The organism is Helicobacter pullorum NCTC 12824, assembly GCF_017979475.1.
Taxonomy (GTDB): domain Bacteria; phylum Campylobacterota; class Campylobacteria; order Campylobacterales; family Helicobacteraceae; genus Helicobacter_D; species Helicobacter_D pullorum.
This window is the reverse complement of the sequence record NZ_JAERIT010000011.1, coordinates 1-16,351: the sequence shown is the minus strand read 5'-3', so window position 1 is coordinate 16,351 and position 16,351 is coordinate 1. Positions and strand designations below refer to the sequence as shown.

At 34.7% G+C, this 16,351-nt stretch carries 20 protein-coding genes; 15 read left to right on the top strand and 5 right to left on the bottom strand.

The features are described 5' to 3' along the window. Window positions 1-11: 11 nt before the first annotated feature. The gene (dnaJ, locus tag JJQ98_RS07590) at window positions 12-1,121 is read right to left on the bottom strand and encodes a molecular chaperone DnaJ (RefSeq protein WP_151105151.1); all 1,110 of its coding nucleotides are present in this window, start codon (window positions 1,119-1,121) and stop codon (window positions 12-14) included. A gap of 137 nt (window positions 1,122-1,258) precedes the next feature. Between dnaJ and recR the strand changes: the two genes are divergently transcribed. Genes recR through JJQ98_RS07570 form a run of 4 tightly spaced genes read left to right on the top strand, consistent with a single transcriptional unit; the run spans window position 1,259 to window position 4,537 of the window. Continuing rightward, a complete protein-coding gene (gene recR, locus JJQ98_RS07585) occupies window positions 1,259-1,831 on the top strand; it encodes a recombination mediator RecR (protein ID WP_005023439.1) in 573 nt (190 codons plus the stop codon). A 16-nt stretch (window positions 1,832-1,847) separates the two neighbouring features. Then, window positions 1,848-3,050, top strand: coding sequence for a potassium/proton antiporter (locus tag JJQ98_RS07580; RefSeq protein ID WP_179853921.1), 1,203 nt, complete (start codon window positions 1,848-1,850; stop codon window positions 3,048-3,050). Window positions 3,051-3,107: 57 nt separating this feature from the next. After that, complete coding sequence (locus JJQ98_RS07575) at window positions 3,108-3,782, top strand: hypothetical protein (RefSeq protein ID WP_060661902.1); 675 nt, start codon at window positions 3,108-3,110, stop codon at window positions 3,780-3,782. Window positions 3,783-3,787: 5 nt separating this feature from the next. Continuing rightward, entirely contained in the window at window positions 3,788-4,537 is a 750-nt protein-coding gene (locus tag JJQ98_RS07570; RefSeq protein ID WP_065826635.1) for a TIGR02757 family protein, read from the top strand. On the opposite strand, the gene flgK is transcribed toward JJQ98_RS07570, so the two are convergent. Genes flgK through JJQ98_RS07550 form a run of 4 tightly spaced genes read right to left on the bottom strand, consistent with a single transcriptional unit; the run spans window position 4,534 to window position 7,357 of the window. Further along, window positions 4,534-6,363 carry a flagellar hook-associated protein FlgK gene (flgK, locus tag JJQ98_RS07565; protein ID WP_054198621.1) on the bottom strand — a complete coding sequence of 610 codons (1,830 nt, stop codon included), beginning with the start codon at window positions 6,361-6,363 and terminating at the stop codon, window positions 4,534-4,536. The two genes, JJQ98_RS07570 and flgK, sit on opposite strands and share 4 nt — an antisense overlap. Before the next feature lie 16 nt (window positions 6,364-6,379). After that, complete coding sequence (locus tag JJQ98_RS07560; protein WP_054195808.1) at window positions 6,380-6,835, bottom strand: hypothetical protein; 456 nt, start codon at window positions 6,833-6,835, stop codon at window positions 6,380-6,382. Window positions 6,836-6,864: 29 nt separating this feature from the next. Continuing rightward, window positions 6,865-7,110, bottom strand: a complete 246-nt coding sequence (locus JJQ98_RS07555; protein WP_005023428.1) for a flagellar biosynthesis anti-sigma factor FlgM — start codon at window positions 7,108-7,110, stop codon at window positions 6,865-6,867. Window positions 7,111-7,162: 52 nt separating this feature from the next. Then, entirely contained in the window at window positions 7,163-7,357 is a 195-nt protein-coding gene (locus JJQ98_RS07550; RefSeq protein WP_005023426.1) for a hypothetical protein, read from the bottom strand. Between the two features lie 189 nt (window positions 7,358-7,546). On the opposite strand from JJQ98_RS07550, the gene JJQ98_RS07545 reads away from it, so the two are divergent. The 11 genes from JJQ98_RS07545 (at window position 7,547) to leuC (ending at window position 16,260) form a co-directional block, all read left to right on the top strand. Continuing rightward, window positions 7,547-8,779: a peptidoglycan DD-metalloendopeptidase family protein gene (locus JJQ98_RS07545; RefSeq protein WP_104719634.1), complete on the top strand. Its 1,233-nt coding sequence runs from the start codon at window positions 7,547-7,549 to the stop codon at window positions 8,777-8,779. Then, window positions 8,754-9,365 carry an NUDIX hydrolase gene (locus tag JJQ98_RS07540; RefSeq protein ID WP_005023420.1) on the top strand — a complete coding sequence of 204 codons (612 nt, stop codon included), beginning with the start codon at window positions 8,754-8,756 and terminating at the stop codon, window positions 9,363-9,365. The genes JJQ98_RS07545 and JJQ98_RS07540 overlap by 26 nt, the downstream gene beginning before the upstream one ends. Then, complete coding sequence (locus tag JJQ98_RS07535; protein ID WP_005023418.1) at window positions 9,355-10,014, top strand: hypothetical protein; 660 nt, start codon at window positions 9,355-9,357, stop codon at window positions 10,012-10,014. The genes JJQ98_RS07540 and JJQ98_RS07535 overlap by 11 nt, the downstream gene beginning before the upstream one ends. Next, on the top strand, window positions 10,007-11,140 hold the full coding sequence (gene lpxB / locus JJQ98_RS07530) for a lipid-A-disaccharide synthase (protein WP_151105152.1): 1,134 nt from the start codon (window positions 10,007-10,009) through the stop codon (window positions 11,138-11,140). Before JJQ98_RS07535 ends, lpxB begins: the two co-directional genes overlap by 8 nt. A 79-nt stretch (window positions 11,141-11,219) precedes the next feature. After that, entirely contained in the window at window positions 11,220-11,690 is a 471-nt protein-coding gene (gene greA / locus JJQ98_RS07525) for a transcription elongation factor GreA (RefSeq protein ID WP_151105157.1), read from the top strand. An 8-nt stretch (window positions 11,691-11,698) separates the two neighbouring features. Beyond that, window positions 11,699-12,130 (top strand): dUTP diphosphatase, encoded by a 432-nt coding sequence (dut, locus tag JJQ98_RS07520; protein WP_005023412.1) that lies wholly within the window; start codon window positions 11,699-11,701, stop codon window positions 12,128-12,130. 11 nt (window positions 12,131-12,141) lie between these two features. Next, the gene (locus JJQ98_RS07515; RefSeq protein ID WP_151105153.1) at window positions 12,142-12,732 is read left to right on the top strand and encodes a tetratricopeptide repeat protein; all 591 of its coding nucleotides are present in this window, start codon (window positions 12,142-12,144) and stop codon (window positions 12,730-12,732) included. After that, window positions 12,722-13,732 carry a hypothetical protein gene (locus tag JJQ98_RS07510; RefSeq protein WP_060661898.1) on the top strand — a complete coding sequence of 337 codons (1,011 nt, stop codon included), beginning with the start codon at window positions 12,722-12,724 and terminating at the stop codon, window positions 13,730-13,732. Before JJQ98_RS07515 ends, JJQ98_RS07510 begins: the two co-directional genes overlap by 11 nt. A gap of 4 nt (window positions 13,733-13,736) precedes the next feature. Next, window positions 13,737-14,375: a type III pantothenate kinase gene (locus tag JJQ98_RS07505; RefSeq protein ID WP_005023406.1), complete on the top strand. Its 639-nt coding sequence runs from the start codon at window positions 13,737-13,739 to the stop codon at window positions 14,373-14,375. Then, window positions 14,372-14,989 (top strand): ATP phosphoribosyltransferase, encoded by a 618-nt coding sequence (gene hisG / locus JJQ98_RS07500; protein WP_005023405.1) that lies wholly within the window; start codon window positions 14,372-14,374, stop codon window positions 14,987-14,989. The genes JJQ98_RS07505 and hisG overlap by 4 nt, the downstream gene beginning before the upstream one ends. Window positions 14,990-14,991: 2 nt before the next feature. Continuing rightward, complete coding sequence (leuC, locus tag JJQ98_RS07495) at window positions 14,992-16,260, top strand: 3-isopropylmalate dehydratase large subunit (RefSeq protein WP_060663417.1); 1,269 nt, start codon at window positions 14,992-14,994, stop codon at window positions 16,258-16,260. The last annotated feature ends 91 nt before the right edge of the window (window positions 16,261-16,351 follow it).

The following is a 16,351-nucleotide window of genomic DNA, read 5'->3' as shown; positions in this document are numbered from 1 at the left end:
CTATTTTTGGATTATTTGAACCAATTTTTGATTTTATCTACTAATCCTTCTAGGCAATTAATGGGTTTTGCCTCTTCATACCCAAAAGATTCGTGTAGTTGATTAAGAAGTATTTTTTGTTTTTCATCAAGTTTGGTTGGATAGGTGATATTAACAACAGCGATGAAATTGCCTCTTTTGTTGCCATTGACACTTTTTACACCTTCACCATGAAAAACAAATTGTTGTTTATCTTTGACACCTATTGGAATTTTTAGCTCTAATTCTTTTGTAAGGGCTGGAATCTTGATTGTTCCTCCAAGCATTACAAGCGTGAAAAATACAGGAATTTCTAGGTAAATATCATTGTGATGGCGAATAAAATGTTCATCTTCTTGCACAAAGATTTCAATGTATAAATCTCCCCTTGTTCCATCGGGCATAATATTTCCATGTTTTGCTACGCGAATTTGATTGTGGCTATCTACACCTTCAGGGATATTTACTTCAAACTTTTCTTTTTCCTCTTTGTAGCCCTTGCCGTGGCATTTATCGCAGTTTTCTGCTATCATTTGTCCGCTACCATGGCATTTAGAGCAAGTTTGTGCAAAAGTCATAAAGCCTTGTGAGAAAGTTTCTCTTCCACTTCCTTTGCAGGCACTACAAGTAGTTACTTTGCCTTCCTTAGCTCCCGTTCCTTTGCAAGATTCACAAGATTTTTTATAAATAATTTCTATTTCTTTTTTGCAGCCAAATACAGCTTCTTGGAAAGTCAATTCTACTTCTATGCCCAAATCACGCGAATATTTTTCATTCTTTTTGGTTCTTTGTCCAAATCCGCCAAATCCTCCACCAAAAACAGAATTAAAAATATCAAAAATGCTACCTTCCATATCACCAAACCCAAAGCCGCTACTCTCTAAGCCTTTTTTGCCATAAGTATCATAGATTTGTCGTTTTTCTTTGTCGCTTAAAATTTGATAGGCTTCATTGACTTTTTTAAACATTTCTTCTGCTTCTTTGTCGTCTGGATTCCTATCTGGGTGATATTTTAAAGCCATTTTGCGGTAGGCTTTTTTGATTTCATCTCCACTTGCATTGCGTTGTAATTCTAATATTTCATAATAGTCAAATTCTTCCAAAAAAAGCTCCTATAAATTGATTGTTTTTTTATCTTTATTGTATCTAATAATACTTTTATTAGTTATTAAATAATCCTTAGATAGAATCAACTAAAAGCAGTTTGTAAAAATATCCAAATAAAATCCAAGGCATTTTAATGAAATCTATTCCAGAAAGTTTTGCAAAACTTGTAGAATCTTTAGAAAAGCTTCCAAGCATCGGAAAAAAATCTGCTATGCGTCTTGCTTATTTTTTGGCTTTTGAAGATAAATTAAGTGCCTTGCAAATTGCTCACAATATTGAATCTTGTATGCAAGAATTGCGGATTTGTGAAGAATGCTTTGGGATTAGCAAAGAGCCAATTTGTGAGATTTGTTCTAATTCTATGCGAAATAATGGTGAGCTTTGCATTATCGCAAGCCCCAAAGAGATTTTTTTGCTTGAAGAAAGCGGAGAGTTTAATGGTAAATATTTCGTGATTACTTCCTTAGAAACTTTGGATATGAAAGCGTTAGAAAGGAAAATCATCAAAAATAATATTAGGGAAATTATTTTTGCATTAAGTCCTTCTTTGAGTAGTGATAGTTTGATGCTATATTTGGAGGATAAACTTAGCCATTTGGATTTGCAATTTACCAAAATTGCACAGGGAGTGCCAACAGGAGTGAGTTTAGAAAATATCGACCAGCTTTCTATTATACGAGCTTTGCAGTCGCGTGTAAAAATTTAATCTCAAGGAATATGGAATGACAATTGCCCAAATCGTTGCAAATTTTAATTTCTACATTGTTATTATCGGAGTAATCTTATTTATTAGTGTTTATGCAAGTAAAATTTCAGAAAAAATTGGAATTCCTTTATTGCTTATATTTCTTGGGATTGGAATGCTTCTAGGAAGTGAAGGGATTGGTGGAATCGAATTTGATAACGCATTATTAACTCAAGCAATCGGCACTATGGCTTTGATTTTTATTTTATATAGTGGAGGTTTGGATACTTTTTGGGAAGAGGTTAAGCCAGTAGCATTACAGGGGTTCGTGCTTGCAACTATTGGAGTTTTAATCACTGCATTTGTGATGGCGTGTTTTATTTATGTGATTTTGGATTTTACTTTTTTGGAATCTTTGCTTTTGGGCTCTGTTGTTTCTTCTACCGATGCAGCAGCGGTTTTTATGATTTTGCGTTCTCAAAAAATTAAATTAAAAAATAATATTCGACCGCTTTTGGAATTAGAATCTGGAAGTAATGATCCTATGGCGATTTTCTTAACCATTGTTGTTTTGCAGCTTATTACTATGCCAGAGGCAAATTCAATGAGTGAGTGGTTGTTGTATTTTATCATGCAATTTGCAATTGGAGGTTTGCTTGGAATTATTTGTGGGTATCTTTTCCCTAAAATTTGTCAATACATTAATATTTCTCAAGCTGGGCTTTATCCTCTTATTAGTGTGGCATGGCTTTTTATGATTTTTGGACTTTCTTCGCTTTTAAATGGGAATGGCTATTTAAGCATTTATATTGCTGGAATTGTTACAAACAAATTTGCCTTCCCTAATAAAGCACATATCATTTCATTCCATGATGCCATTGCTTGGATGATGCAGATTATTGTGTTTTTAGTATTAGGATTGCTTGTTTTTCCATCAGAGCTTCCTAGTGTTGCAATACAGGCTTTGATACTTTCTTTTGTATTGATATTTATTGCTCGTCCTATTAGCGTATTTGCTTCATTGGTTAAGAGTAGATATAATTTCAAAGAAAAAGCTTTTATTTCATGGGTTGGTTTGAGAGGGGCGGTGCCTATTATTTTGGCAACTTATCCTTATGCGTATAAACTAACAAATTCTCATATGATTTTTAATATGGTGTTTTTTATGGTGTTTATTTCTGTGCTTTTGCAGGGTATTACACTTGGTTTTGTAGCGAGAAAATTGGATATTGTAGAGTGAGGATATTTTGGAATCATTTTTGCTAGAGGTTTTAAAAATTAAAAGGGGGATAAAGTGATGAAAATTGTATTTTTTTTGGCATTGTTTGTTAATCTATTTTTTGGTTATGAAGCCTATCAAAATACAGCTTCTTCCCCGCAAGCTTCTTATCATCCACTTTATGAAGAGCGACGCAATCGTTTGCTTGGGGTGTATGGGACTTTTAATAAAGTAGAATCAGATGCTAATTTGAATATTTCAGGTTTTGCCTCACAAAATCACGATTTGAGTGAAAAGCCATTTGGTTTTGGTTTGCAAATGGGATATTTATTAAGTCAAAATCATAGAATCCTTGTAAATTTTGAAAATACTTTAAAGAAAAATGGCTTTTCTTATCGTAGTTTGACTTTGGGGTATGCCTTCACTCCAAGAATACCAAACACCCAAAAATGGCGTCTTTTGCTTGGCGTAAATGCTGGAATTGCGTTTGGTAGCTTTGATTCTGGAAGTTTTGTCATCAATGATAGTGCGATGGGAAAATTGGATTATACCGGGCTAACTTATGGAGTAAAAGCTGGGGCGATTTATGAAACGAGGTTTGGTGAATTAGAATTTGGCATTCAATCAAGGCGATTAGATTTTGGCGATGAAAGTAGCAGCGTTATTATCAATGATACACCAACAGGCACAAATTTGGATTTGAGTGAAACTTCTAATACAGGATTTTTCTTTGGTTATAATTTCCTTTTTTGATAAAAATGCACTCACCCATCAAACTGCCCAAAAGTCTTTCTAAAAAGTTTCTCTATCATCTTTTAGAAGAGCAATATGAAGCCTTTAACCATTACCATGCTATTTCTATTGACTATCCCGACCCATTAGGCATTGCAAGAAAATTTAAGAATGAAAAAGTCGCACTTTTTTGTGCTTTATTTGCTTATGGCAATGCAAGGGCGATTGTGAGGTTTTTAGAAGCTTGCAAACTAGATTGTCTTCAAGAATCGCAATTTACTCAATGCACACTTAAGCCCTATCGTTTCCAAACAAGAGATGAGATACAAGATTTTTTTGAAGTGCTTTTGGAGGTTGAATCTCTTTATGGGATTTTTTATAAGCATTACAAAAAAGATTCTCTCTTAAAAGGCATTGAATCTTTGCAATATTTGTTATACCAAAAACTTAGTAGAACAACTTCGGGTTTGGAGTTTTTAATTGGCAAACCTCAAAGCAATTCCCCTTTGAAGCGGTGGAATATGTTTTTGCGTTGGATGGTTAGAAAAGATTCTGTGGATTTGGGAATGTGGGAAGGGATTAGAACGAGTGATTTGATTTTGCCATTAGATACTCACACTTTTAGGGTATGCCAAAGATTGGGAATCTTAAAAAGAAAAAGTTATGATTTAAAAGCTGCTTTAGAGGCAAGCGAGTTTTTGAGGGGATTAAATCCAAAAGACCCTATCAAGTATGATTTTGCGCTTTATAGGATAGGGCAATTAGGACTCATCTAGCTTTTGATTCCAAGTAGTGTATTTAGCATTTCATCGATTGTAGAGACCATTTTGGCATTAGCACTATAACCACTTTGGTATTTAATGAGATTGACCAATTCATCATCTACTGAAACCTCTGAAATTGCTTTGTATTCTTGTTTGATAGAGACATATACTGCTTCTTTAGTTTCTTGTGTGATTTGAGTGCTTTCTGTTTGTGAGGCGACTTTGCTAGCAATAAAGCGGAAATATCCACTAATAGTTTCATTTTGTATATTGCCTTCAGAATCAGTAAAAGTGATTTTGTTATATTGAAGTTGTTGCATCATATTTGCCACTTCAAAATTGCCATCTACTGCTTCTCTATATGCGTGGATTAAGGTTGGATCATTTTTGTAAGATTGTGCAAGTTGAATATTGCTTGCATCATTGCCATCAAAGAATCGATTCACCCCAAATGCTCCAGCGAAATTTGTCCCATTATCTTGGATAGAAATGTAAATCTCTTCGGCAGGATTCTTAGAGGTAATAGCAAAGGTTTTTGTATCATTGTTGAAAGTTGCTACAAACCTATCATCAAAGTCATTACTTGCATTTGCATCGCCGTTGTCATCAACATTGGCATTTAGTTGGTCTAGGATACTTTGCATATTAGTTAGCCCATCAATATTGACTGTTCTTGTGCCTATCTCTTCGCCTTGTTTATTATACATAACCACTTTAAAGCTGCCATTGTTGATATTGTAGCCACTTGTTGTGAGTGCATCTTGGATATTGATATTTAAAACATCACTTCTTGCTTCTAATTGAGAGCTTTGTGCATAAATATTATTAGTAGCTTCAATTAAGCCATTAGCAAAGGTATCTAAGTCATTGATATAGACTTGTAGTTTGCCTAAAGTTCCATTGCAGGTTAAGACATCTTCTGTGCGAATTAAATCTAAAATTGCACCTACTTTTCCATCGGTGAGTGAATTTGTGAGATTGAATTCTTTGTGGTCGCTTCTTAGGTATTTAATAGAATAAATTCCACTTTCATTTTGGGAATTATCAAGAGTAAGCGGGTGAAATGAAGTGCCATCTACAATAGATTTTCCACCAATAGTGAGGGTGTATCCTTCTTCAAAATCAGCAATGTTTTCATCTACGCACGCACTTCCTTTAAGTCCTTCTTTGAAAACATCACAACCAATGAGATTGTTAATTTCAAATTCATATTGATCTCTTAAATCCCGCAAATCATTTGCTTTTTGATTAAGTTGTTGATTTTCGTATTCTGCAATTTTTTTGTTAATCTGTGCTATTTGTTCTCCCAAGCGATTGACTTCATCAACAGCTACTTTGAGTTCATCATTAAGACGTTGTTGGAGATTAACTAAGCGTTCTCTTGTGGCTGAAATATTATTTGCAAGTGTAGAGGCTTGTTCTGCAAGTGCGATTTTTTGTGCAGAATCACCAGCTTTGGTTGATAAATCTTTCCAAGCATTAAAGTAGTTTTGCAAATCGTTATAAATACCAACCCCATCTACTTCTGGATAATAAGAGGAAGCTTCTTTAAGCCCGGAAAAACTTGTATCATAATAAGTTTTTTCCATACTTGCTTTTTTGTAGCGAGAAAAAGTAAATTCATCATGCACCCTCTCTACAGTCAAAGTATCAAGCCCTTGTCCAATAGCATAGTTTGAAGAAACCAAAAGGGGAGTTTGTGCTGCACTTCTTACTACTTGTCGTGTATAAAATTCATTGTTGGCATTAGCAATGTTGTTGCTTACTGTATCTACCATTACTTGATGCCCGGTTAATCCGGTATAAGGCGTGTTTAAAGAAGAAAGTAATCCACCCATAATTTTTCCTTGCTATTTATACTTCGGTTTTAAGAAAGGAAGAATTGCTTAAGGAGCTTTTTTTGTATCCTTGTTGTTCAATAGGGATAATATTCCTTAAAAGTGAATTGTAAAATTCAGAAACTGCCAAAGACATTTTGCCAAAGCGGTAGTTTAGTTTTTTTAGTTCTTCAAGTTTGTCATGAAGTTGGGCAGTAAATTCACTCGCACCTTCTCCCAAAAGCTTTTGTTTGTCCTCATAAGTTAAGTCAGCAAGTGTGGCATTTGGATATTCTTTGCGTAGTCTATCTTCTATACTTTTTGCATAGGCTTCTTTTTTGCGGATAAAAGAGCTTGTAAGTTCTTCTTTTTGTGGGATTCTTGCAAAAATGGATTCATTATTTGCTACTTTGATATCAGAAATATCTTGTTCAGTAATAGCGATTAAAGCTTTAATATCTTCTAACGCATCTTTTAAGAATTGCAAAGACATAGAATAACTCCTAAAATTTGAAATTATTTCTATCTAAGCAATTCTTGTGCCAATTTCTCTGCACTCCCCTTTAAATTAATTTGATAAGTGCCATTTTTGATGGCATTTTTGATTTCTTCTACTCTCGATGAAGAAGCATTTGTTTTTACTTGTGAGTTTTTTTGTTTTTCTTCAACCTGTTCATTTTTAGCCCCATTAATCTGTGCGGTGTTTTTATTGTTTGCTTGATTAATGGCGCTAGAAAAGGCGGAATTGCTCATTAAATGGCTAATCATATTTTCCCTTTCTTAAAATTTATATCGCATAAATCGACTATTTTTAAAAAAACTAAAGTGCTTTTTTAATACTTTTTGAAATATCTTGTAAAAATTTCTCTGTATCGGTTTTTGGTGGAGCTATATATCCATCGGTATTGTATAATGGAACATCAGAGCCGCCAATTTTTATTGCATATAAAATCACAAAAAGCATAAAATAAATAAACAATCCAAAACTAATAGAAGGCACAAACCAATCTTTCATTTTTTCCTCTATTATTTAGGTTTATTTCTAATGAGATATTCACTTAAATCTAAATGGAATTTAATTTTTAAACTAAAAGTATAGCAGATTTTTCTAAAATTTTTGGTAAAAAGCCGTATTGTATCTTTAAAAGTCGCTTTTATTGTGGTATAATCTACATTTATCATCAAAATTATTAGGGTGCTTTTAATGAATTTTTTTATTTTTTTATTAAAAAGTTTGTGTTGTTTTGTTTTTGTGTTATCTAGCTTGCAAGCAGCAGAGATTAAAGAAAGTAAGTGGGAAAATGGTCAGACATTATTAACATTTTTTGAAAAAAATTCTATCCCTTTGAATGTTTATTATGATTTAGAAAGAGAAGATAAAGAGCTAGCTGATGAGATTATTAGCGGCAATACTTTTTATACTCTTTATGATGGGGAGACTTTGCTACAAGCGTTGATTCCTATTGATGAAAATTCACAACTCCATATTTATAAACAAGGTGATAGTTATGGAATGCGTGCGATTCCTATTGTTTATTTTCAAAAAGAACGCACCATAGCACTTTCTGTGGAAAGCTCCCTTTATAATGATATTGTCAAATACACAGGCGATACACTTTTGGCTTCAGATTTTATACAAGCTTACAAAGGCAGTATTAATTTTAAACGACAAATTAAAAAGGGAGATAAACTTGCTATTATTTATGAGAGAAAATATCGCTTAGGCAAGGTTTTTGGTAGCCCTCTTATCAAAGCTTCTACCCTAGAAACAAGCGATGAACAAAAATATGTTGTGCGTTATGAAGATGGACATTTTTATGACTTACAAGGAAATAATCTCAACAAATATCTTTTTATGATTCCGCTTAATTATAAGCGGATTTCCTCTAGTTTTTCTATGGGGAGAAAACACCCTATATTAGGATACAAACGCCCCCATTTAGGCACAGATTATGCCGCACCAAGACATACCCCTATCAAAGCAGCTAGTCAAGGAAAAGTGATTTTCGCAGGGACAAAGGGCGGATATGGAAAAACCGTGATTATCCAACACGAAAATGGTTATCGCACACTTTATGGGCATATGCACAAGATTAATAAAGGAATCCGCACGGGGGTTTATGTTTCACAAGGCAAACAAATAGGGACAGTGGGTAGCACTGGATTGAGCACAGGTCCTCATTTGCATTTTGGTCTTTATCGCAATGGCAGTGCATTAAATCCCCAAAAACATCTTAGGATTGCTACAACCAAACTTAAAGGCAAAGAAAAAGAGCAATTTTTGTTTTTTGCTAAAGATTATAAAAGCAAGCTAGATACTATTTTGGCAACTTATGCAGAATATGAGCCTTTTAAAGTAACGCAAAATTCTTATATTGTTTATCTCACACAAAATAGTGAAATACAAGATGATGAAACCTCCAAAAGAAATAACTAATATTCGCTTTTGTGCATGTGAATCTTCTTTGTATATCAAACCCAAAAGAATGCTTTTTTGTGAAAATGGCAAAGAAAGAAGCTGGGATATCATAGAAGCACATGATAGTGTGGCTGTGTTGCTCTATCATCCAAAAAAGGATTCATTTGTGATAGTCAAGCAATTTCGCCCCGCAGTTTTCTTAAAAGAAACTATCCGCCAAACTCAAAATCTAAAAAGCGAGATTGGTTATACTTACGAGCTTTGTGCGGGTATTACAGATAAGCCAAATAAAACACTCAAAGAAATTGCACAAGAAGAAATACTAGAAGAATGCGGATATAATGTAGAATTAGAAAATATCGAAAAAATTACAGAATTTTATAGTTCAGTGGGTTTTGCTGGGAGTAAGCAAACATTGTTTTTTGCCACGATTGATGAGAAATGCAAAGTCCATCAAGGAGGTGGGGTAGATGATGAAAATATTGAAGTTATTTTTATTCCACGCAAACAAGCTTATGAGTTTATTTTAGATGAATCTTATCCCAAAACTTCCGGGATTATGTTTGCATTTTTGTGGTTTTTAAAGGAGAGGAATGAAGCATAATTTTGCTTTGCAAGAAATTACAAAAAAATTAGACGAGATTAAAGAAGTATGGCAGATTTATGAGATTTTTGAAACCCAAAAAAAACAATTTGAAGAAGAATATGAAATATTATCACAACAAAGAGAAGCGTTGATAAAAAATTCTAATGAAATTTCTGCCAAAAATGCTTTATTGCTTTCGCAAAACAAAGAATTAGAAATTAAAAACAAAGAGTTAGAAGCTCAAATTGCCCAAAAAAATAAAATCATTCAAGAAATGGATTGTGTGCAAGAAACACAAAAAAATTGCCAAGAAACTATACCAGCAGATTCGCAAAAGGATTTACAAAGCGATTTTTTAAATCTTCAAACCCAATGTGAAAATATTCATTCCTCTTTATCGCAGCTTAAAATTACCTTGCCTCCCAAACCTGTGGCATTAGAGAGATTAGAGGTTTCTTATCAGAATTACCAGAAGCTTTTAGCCAAGCCGGCTAATTCCTATGTATTGTTAAGCCAAGCACAAGAGATTTATGAGCAATTAGAAAATCTTATTGCTACCTTCAAATCTTTAGATTTAGAGACTTCTAAGATTTTATTAGAAATTCGCGATTTAAAAGATTATTTTTGCTTACATTCCAAAGCCTCACAAGAATCCAATCTTGAATAAGCCTATCAAAATCTTTATTTCCGCATTAGAATATTCTGCAAATATCCATTTATCTTATCTTATCCAAACTTTGCAAAAGCAATATGGGGAATGCCATTTTTATGGGATTTTTGATTCTAAGATTCTCGGATTTTCTAGTAATTTTAGCCCAAATGAGTTTAGAATTATGGGATTTAGCGGTGTTTTAAAGCTAATTCCTAGATTCTTTAAAATAAAAAAAGAGCTCATTGCATTAGCCAAACAATGTGATATTGCAATCTTTATGGATTCTTCTTCTTTTAATATTCCTTTGTTAAAGGCTTTGAGTGGGGATTTAAATAAACCTTATTTGGTTTATTATATATTGCCACAAGTGTGGGCGTGGAAAGCATATCGAGCAAAGATACTCGCACAAATTTGTGATGAATTATGGGGAATCTTGCCTTTTGAGAGTGCTTATTATCCCAAAGAGGCAAACATTGCTTATGTGGGACACCCGCTTTTAGATGAGATTCCATTTTCAAGGGAGGGTAGGGTAGATACAGGCATTATTGCCTTTATGCCCGGTTCAAGAATATCAGAAATCAAAGCGCTTTTTCCTATTTTTAAAAGCCTTGCCAAAAAATTAAAAGCTTTGCATAAACAGCCATTATTGATTGCTCCCAAACATTTTGAAAATTGCGATTTATCTAAAATTTATGGCGATTTAGAGGATTTTAGCATAGTGTATGATACTTATGAAGGGTTGGCAAAATGTGAGTTTGCTTTTGTGTGCAGTGGCACAGCAACCTTAGAATCTACACTTCTTGGTATCCCAACAATTCTTGCTTATAAGGCTAGGAAGCTGGATTATTGGATTGCAAAAAGCCTTGTTAAGCTTAATTATATCGGACTTGCAAATATTTTTTTGGAGTTTTTTTATTTTGGTTCCCCAAAGGACAATAAAACCCCTCAAAATTTCCCTATTCACCCAGAGTTTTTGCAAGAAGAAGTAAATCCTAATACGCTTTTTTGGGCAATGCAAAATTATGATTATTCCAAATTTTTTGCCCAAAAAAAGATTCTTTTGGAGTATTTAAAAAATGGCAGTGCAAAAAATTGTGTCCAAAAAATTGAAAATTTTGCAAAAAATATGTCAAAAAATTAAAAAACTAAAGTGCTTTTTAATCCTCTTTGGTTAGTATTATAAATTATTTTCAAAGATTTGGAGTTTAGAAGTGCAACCAATGACAGAATACGGCTATAATAAGCTAATTAGTGAATTAAAAAATCTCAAAGAAGTAGAACGCCCCAATAATATCAAAGAAATTGACGCAGCACGAGAGCATGGCGACTTAAAAGAAAATGCCGAGTATCACGCAGCACGAGAAAGACAGCTTTTTTTGGACGCACGCATTAATGAGCTAACTCAGCTTGTTGCAGAAGCACGCGTGATTGATCCAAGCACGATTGACCATGATAAAGTGAGCTTTGGCTCGACTATCACGCTAGAGGATTTGGAGAGTGAAGAGCAGTTTTGCTATACCATTGTTGGTGCCACAGAGAGCAATCCAGACAAGGGGCTTATTTCTTATCATTCGCCTTTGGCAAAACAGCTTTTGGGCAAAGTTGTTGGCGATGAGGTAACTATTTCGCTTCCAAAGGGCAAAGTGGATTATGAAATCTTAGAAATTTGCTATAAAAAAATCGAGTTTTAAGGATAACAATGGCAACTTTAAAAATCAAAAAACTCACTCCAGAGGCAATTTTGCCAAAGTATCAGACTTCAGGTTCAGCGGGATTTGATTTGTGTGCGATTCAATCAACGACTATACCAGCAGGAAAATGGGCTTTGGTGCCTACAGGGTTGGCTTTTAGTTTCAAAGAAGGCTATGAAGTGCAAGTGCGTCCAAGAAGCGGTTTAGCTTTGCAATATGGAATCACTCTTCTTAATACTCCCGGCACAATTGATAGCGATTATCGCGGAGAAATTAAAGTCATTATGATGAATTTAGGAGAAGAGGATTTTATCATCAATAAAGGTGACAGAATCGCACAAGCGGTGCTTTGTAGAGTAAAACAAGCAAAAATCAAAGAAGTCCAATCACTAGATAGCACTAAACGCGGAAAAGGCGGATTTGGTAGCACAGGAAAATAAAAGGAGAAATTTTGAGTTTAAAGCAAAATGTAAATTATATCAAAGAAGAAATCAACAGCGATGAGAAAATGTTGGAGGGATTGATAAGAATTGAAAGTTGGTATAAGCGTTATAAAATCCCTTTGATTATTTTAGTAGCACTTCTTGTAGTTGGCGGAGTAGGGTATAGTTTAAATAATTATTACCAAGAGCAACAAAGTCAAAAAAATGCACAATTCTATCAAAAAGCACTTATGGGCGATGAAAATGCAATTGCAAGCCTAAAAGATTCTCAAAGCAAACTTTATGATTTGTATCTTTTCCAAAAAGCGCTCAAAGAACAAGACGCCAAGACGCTTAAAACCCTTGAATCTTCCAAAGATCCAATGATAGCCAAACTCTCCAAACAGCAAAATGCTAGTTTGGATAAGAATCTCCAAGAGTTAAATTCTAGCAATTCGACAGATTTGGGGTATTTTGAAGCGGCTTATTTGGAAATACAAAAGGGCAATATTAAAGAAGCAAAAAGTATTTTAGCCAAGATTCCAAGCGATTCGACTATCAAAGAAATTGCCAATGCCTTAGAACATTTAACCATTAAAGGAATTAATAATGCAAAATAATCTTATAAAATTTCTAATAGGTACTTTGTTGCTTTTTTTGATAAGTGGTTGTGGTTCAAAATATTATTTCGAGCCTAAAGACGAAGAAGTCAAAGATAGCGTTGCTTATAGCGATTCTTTGCCTAGTGATATTATTTTTATCACTCGCGATGGAGCGACTTTGGCAAATGGGCAGTTTATTACCAAATATTCGCAAATCCCAGAAGCTACTCTTCCTAAAAATGGGCGTTATTTGGGAGAATCAGAAAAATATTATCTTGCCACGACAAACAACAAAGAGCTTTTATTGATTGACAAAGAAACCCATTCCCAAAATATCATTGCATTAGAGGGAAATCCTATCAGTGTAGCATTAGACAATAATCTAGCAGCAATCATTTTTGATAATAATTCTTTTGTATTGTATGATTTGCAGTTAGGCAAAGCAATGTATAAACAAGAAAGCACCCCAGCCCCTACCAATAACACCCTCATCGCTTCGCCTTATTTTTTGAGTGATATTGCAATAATCCCAACTCTTGATGGTAAGCTTGTAATCGTAGATAGAAATAATTTCAAAATGATTCGCAATATCGTAGTCAATGGGGATAAACACTTCAACAATGTTATTTTTCTTGAAGCAATCAATGATAGAATGGTTGCAGCAACCCCCAAACGAGTGATTTCTGTCAGTCCAAATGTGATTAATACCTTTGATGCTAATTTGCAAGATATTTTGTTTTTTGGGGATCAAATTGTGCTTTTTACCACAGAAGGTGAAGTGATTCTAACCGATAAAGATTTAAATGAAATCAAACGCCAAAAATTCCCCTTTGCACATTTTACCGCAGCAAACCATGGTGAAAAAATCGTGATTTTAGAAACACGCGGTTATATGATTACCCTAAGCAATGATTTAAGCAATTATGAAATTTACTCTTTACCCAACAAGATAGACACACCCGCATTTTCAGGGACAGGAAAGATTTTTGTAGGTGATGAGATTTTAGAAGTGAAGTGAAGCAATGATACTTTGTGATATTGGAAATTCATTTTTGCATTTCTATTATCGCGGTAGAGTTTGGAGAGAAGCCAAAACGCAACTCACTCCAAAAGACCCAAAAGAAGTGATTATTTTTATTAGCGTTAATGAAGATTCTGCCAAGTCTCTTTTGGATTCTCACCCTTATTGTTTTGATCTTTTGCCTTTTGTTTCTTTGGATACAAATTACAAAGGCTTAGGCGTAGATAGAATCGTTGCTTGTAATGCTATCACAGATGGCGTAATTGTCGATGCAGGAAGTGCGATTACTATAGATATTATGCACCAAGCAATCCACTTAGGCGGTTGCATTATGCCCGGCATATCGCGTTATAGAGAAATGTTTAGTTCCATAGCGGTATTAGATTGTGAATTTAATCTTGGCGTTGCATTAGATACCTTCCCCCAAAACACAAAAGACGCTGTTTCTTATGGTATGTTGAAATCTATTCTTTTGATGATAGAGAATCTCTCCAAAGGCAAAAAGATTTATTTTACCGGTGGTGATGGTAAATTCCTTTCGCGTTTTTTTGAAAATTGCATTTATGATGATTTACTTATTTTTAAAGGAATGCAAAATATTATTACAAATAAAATTATCTCCAAAGGAATCCAATTATGATAAAAGTTGCCTTGCCTAAGGGTAGAATCGCACAAGAAGCATTGAAGATTTTTGAGGATTTTTTGCAAACTTCATTGGATTTTGAAGATAGAAAATTGATTTTAAAGAAAAAAGATTTTGAATTTATGCTTGTAAGAAGTCAAGATGTCCCGGTTTATGTCGAGCGAGGGGCGGCAGATATAGGCGTAGTGGGCTTAGATGTTTTAGAAGAGAAACAAAGCCGCTTAGTGAGGTTGCTTGATTTGGGGTTTGGGAAATGCAAAGTCGCCATCGGTTCGCCTAATGATTATGTTTTGGATTTTTCTAAGCCCAAACTAAAAATCGCTACCAAAATGGAGAATATCACCAAAGCTTATTTTGCCAAAAAAGCCATAAGTGTTGATATTATCAAGCTGTATGGTTCTATTGAGCTAGCACCTCTTGTGGGAATGGCAGATGCGATTGTGGATTTGGTAGAGACAGGTAGCACACTTAGGCAAAACAATCTCAAAATTGATGAGGTGATTATGGAGGTTAGTGCGTATTTGGTGGCAAATTCTAATAGTTTTTATGCACAAAAGCGTGAGATTTTAGAGATTCAAAAGTATTTTAAAAATTTTATCAAAAAGGATTAGCTATGGGACAAACAATTACCGAGAAGATTTTTTCAGAACATGTAGGCAAAAAGGTTTATGCAGGGGAAATCATAGATTGCCCCATTGATATGGTGATTGGCAATGATATTACCACGCCTTTATCTATCAAAGCTTATGAGCAAAGCGGTGCGGAGAATCTAGCAAATCCCGATGGTTTTTGTATCGTAATGGATCATTTTATCCCCGCAAAAGATATCGCAAGTGCAAATCAAGCGCGTATTAGCCGAGATTTTGCCAAAAAACACAAACTCAAATACTTTTTTGATGAAAAAGATATGGGGATAGAACACGCACTTTTGCCAGAAAGAGGCTTAGTGGTAAGTGGTGATGTGATTATCGGTGCAGATTCGCATACTTGCACGCATGGTGCTTTGGGGGCTTTTAGCACAGGTATGGGAAGCACAGATTTAGCCTATGCAATGATTACAGGCAAAAATTGGTTTAAGATTCCAAGTGCGATAAAGGTAGAGTTCATCGGCAAGCCTGCCAAACACATTTATGGCAAAGATTTGATTTTGGAAGTGATTAGACAAATTGGCGTAGATGGTGCATTATACCAAACATTAGAATTTTGCGGAGAGGGCATAAAGTATCTAGGAATGGATGATAGATTTTCTTTGTGTAATATGGCGATTGAAGCAGGGGCAAAAAATGGAATCATCGCCCCAGATGAGATTACAAGAGAGTTTTTGAAATCTCGCCCTTTCTTGCGTGCGAATCCTAGAGAGTTTTATTCAGACGCAGATGCAAACTACACCCAAACAATCCAAATTGATATTAGCAAGCTAGAGCCGGTGATTGCCTATCCCTTTTTGCCTAGCAATGGCAAAAGCATTTCTCAAGCCATAAAAGATGATTTGAAGATTGATCAAGTGTTTATCGGCAGTTGCACTAATGGGCGTTTGAGTGATTTAAAAATCGCAAGTGAGATTCTAAAGGGCAAAAAGGTTCATCAAGATGTCCGCCTCATCATCACACCCGGCACACAAAACATTTACAAAGAAGCCCATAAACTAGGCTACATTGATATTTTATTAGAAGCAGGGGCATTGATTTCTAATCCTACTTGTGGTGCCTGTCTTGGCGGATATATGGGGATTTTGGGAGACAACGAACGATGTGTTTCTACGACTAATAGAAATTTTGTAGGGCGAATGGGAGCAAGAAACTCTGAAGTTTATCTCGCAAACTCTGCAGTGGCAGCCATAAGTGCGATAAAAGGCAAAATCGCTGACCCAAGAGAAGCATAGCTCTTTTTTGAGGGTATAAATAAACGAATACGCTATAAATTTATTTTTGCAATCGTTATCAATATCCCCAAAAACGCATTATGCCCCCCCC

Coding starts and splice junctions, on each gene's coding strand:
- JJQ98_RS07580 (WP_179853921.1), top strand. CDS start 1,848: ATGACAATTGCCCAAATCGTTGCAAATTTTAATTTCTACATTGTTATT.
- JJQ98_RS07555 (WP_005023428.1), bottom strand. CDS start 7,110: ATGATTAGCCATTTAATGAGCAATTCCGCCTTTTCTAGCGCCATTAAT.
- JJQ98_RS07510 (WP_060661898.1), top strand. CDS start 12,722: ATGCAAAATAATCTTATAAAATTTCTAATAGGTACTTTGTTGCTTTTT.
- leuC (WP_060663417.1), top strand. CDS start 14,992: ATGGGACAAACAATTACCGAGAAGATTTTTTCAGAACATGTAGGCAAA.
- JJQ98_RS07540 (WP_005023420.1), top strand. CDS start 8,754: ATGAAACCTCCAAAAGAAATAACTAATATTCGCTTTTGTGCATGTGAA.
- JJQ98_RS07575 (WP_060661902.1), top strand. CDS start 3,108: ATGAAAATTGTATTTTTTTTGGCATTGTTTGTTAATCTATTTTTTGGT.
- hisG (WP_005023405.1), top strand. CDS start 14,372: ATGATAAAAGTTGCCTTGCCTAAGGGTAGAATCGCACAAGAAGCATTG.
- greA (WP_151105157.1), top strand. CDS start 11,220: ATGACAGAATACGGCTATAATAAGCTAATTAGTGAATTAAAAAATCTC.
- JJQ98_RS07535 (WP_005023418.1), top strand. CDS start 9,355: ATGAAGCATAATTTTGCTTTGCAAGAAATTACAAAAAAATTAGACGAG.
- flgK (WP_054198621.1), bottom strand. CDS start 6,363: ATGGGTGGATTACTTTCTTCTTTAAACACGCCTTATACCGGATTAACC.
- recR (WP_005023439.1), top strand. CDS start 1,259: ATGAAATCTATTCCAGAAAGTTTTGCAAAACTTGTAGAATCTTTAGAA.
- JJQ98_RS07570 (WP_065826635.1), top strand. CDS start 3,788: ATGCACTCACCCATCAAACTGCCCAAAAGTCTTTCTAAAAAGTTTCTC.
- dut (WP_005023412.1), top strand. CDS start 11,699: ATGGCAACTTTAAAAATCAAAAAACTCACTCCAGAGGCAATTTTGCCA.
- JJQ98_RS07560 (WP_054195808.1), bottom strand. CDS start 6,835: ATGTCTTTGCAATTCTTAAAAGATGCGTTAGAAGATATTAAAGCTTTA.
- JJQ98_RS07505 (WP_005023406.1), top strand. CDS start 13,737: ATGATACTTTGTGATATTGGAAATTCATTTTTGCATTTCTATTATCGC.
- JJQ98_RS07550 (WP_005023426.1), bottom strand. CDS start 7,357: ATGAAAGATTGGTTTGTGCCTTCTATTAGTTTTGGATTGTTTATTTAT.
- JJQ98_RS07545 (WP_104719634.1), top strand. CDS start 7,547: ATGAATTTTTTTATTTTTTTATTAAAAAGTTTGTGTTGTTTTGTTTTT.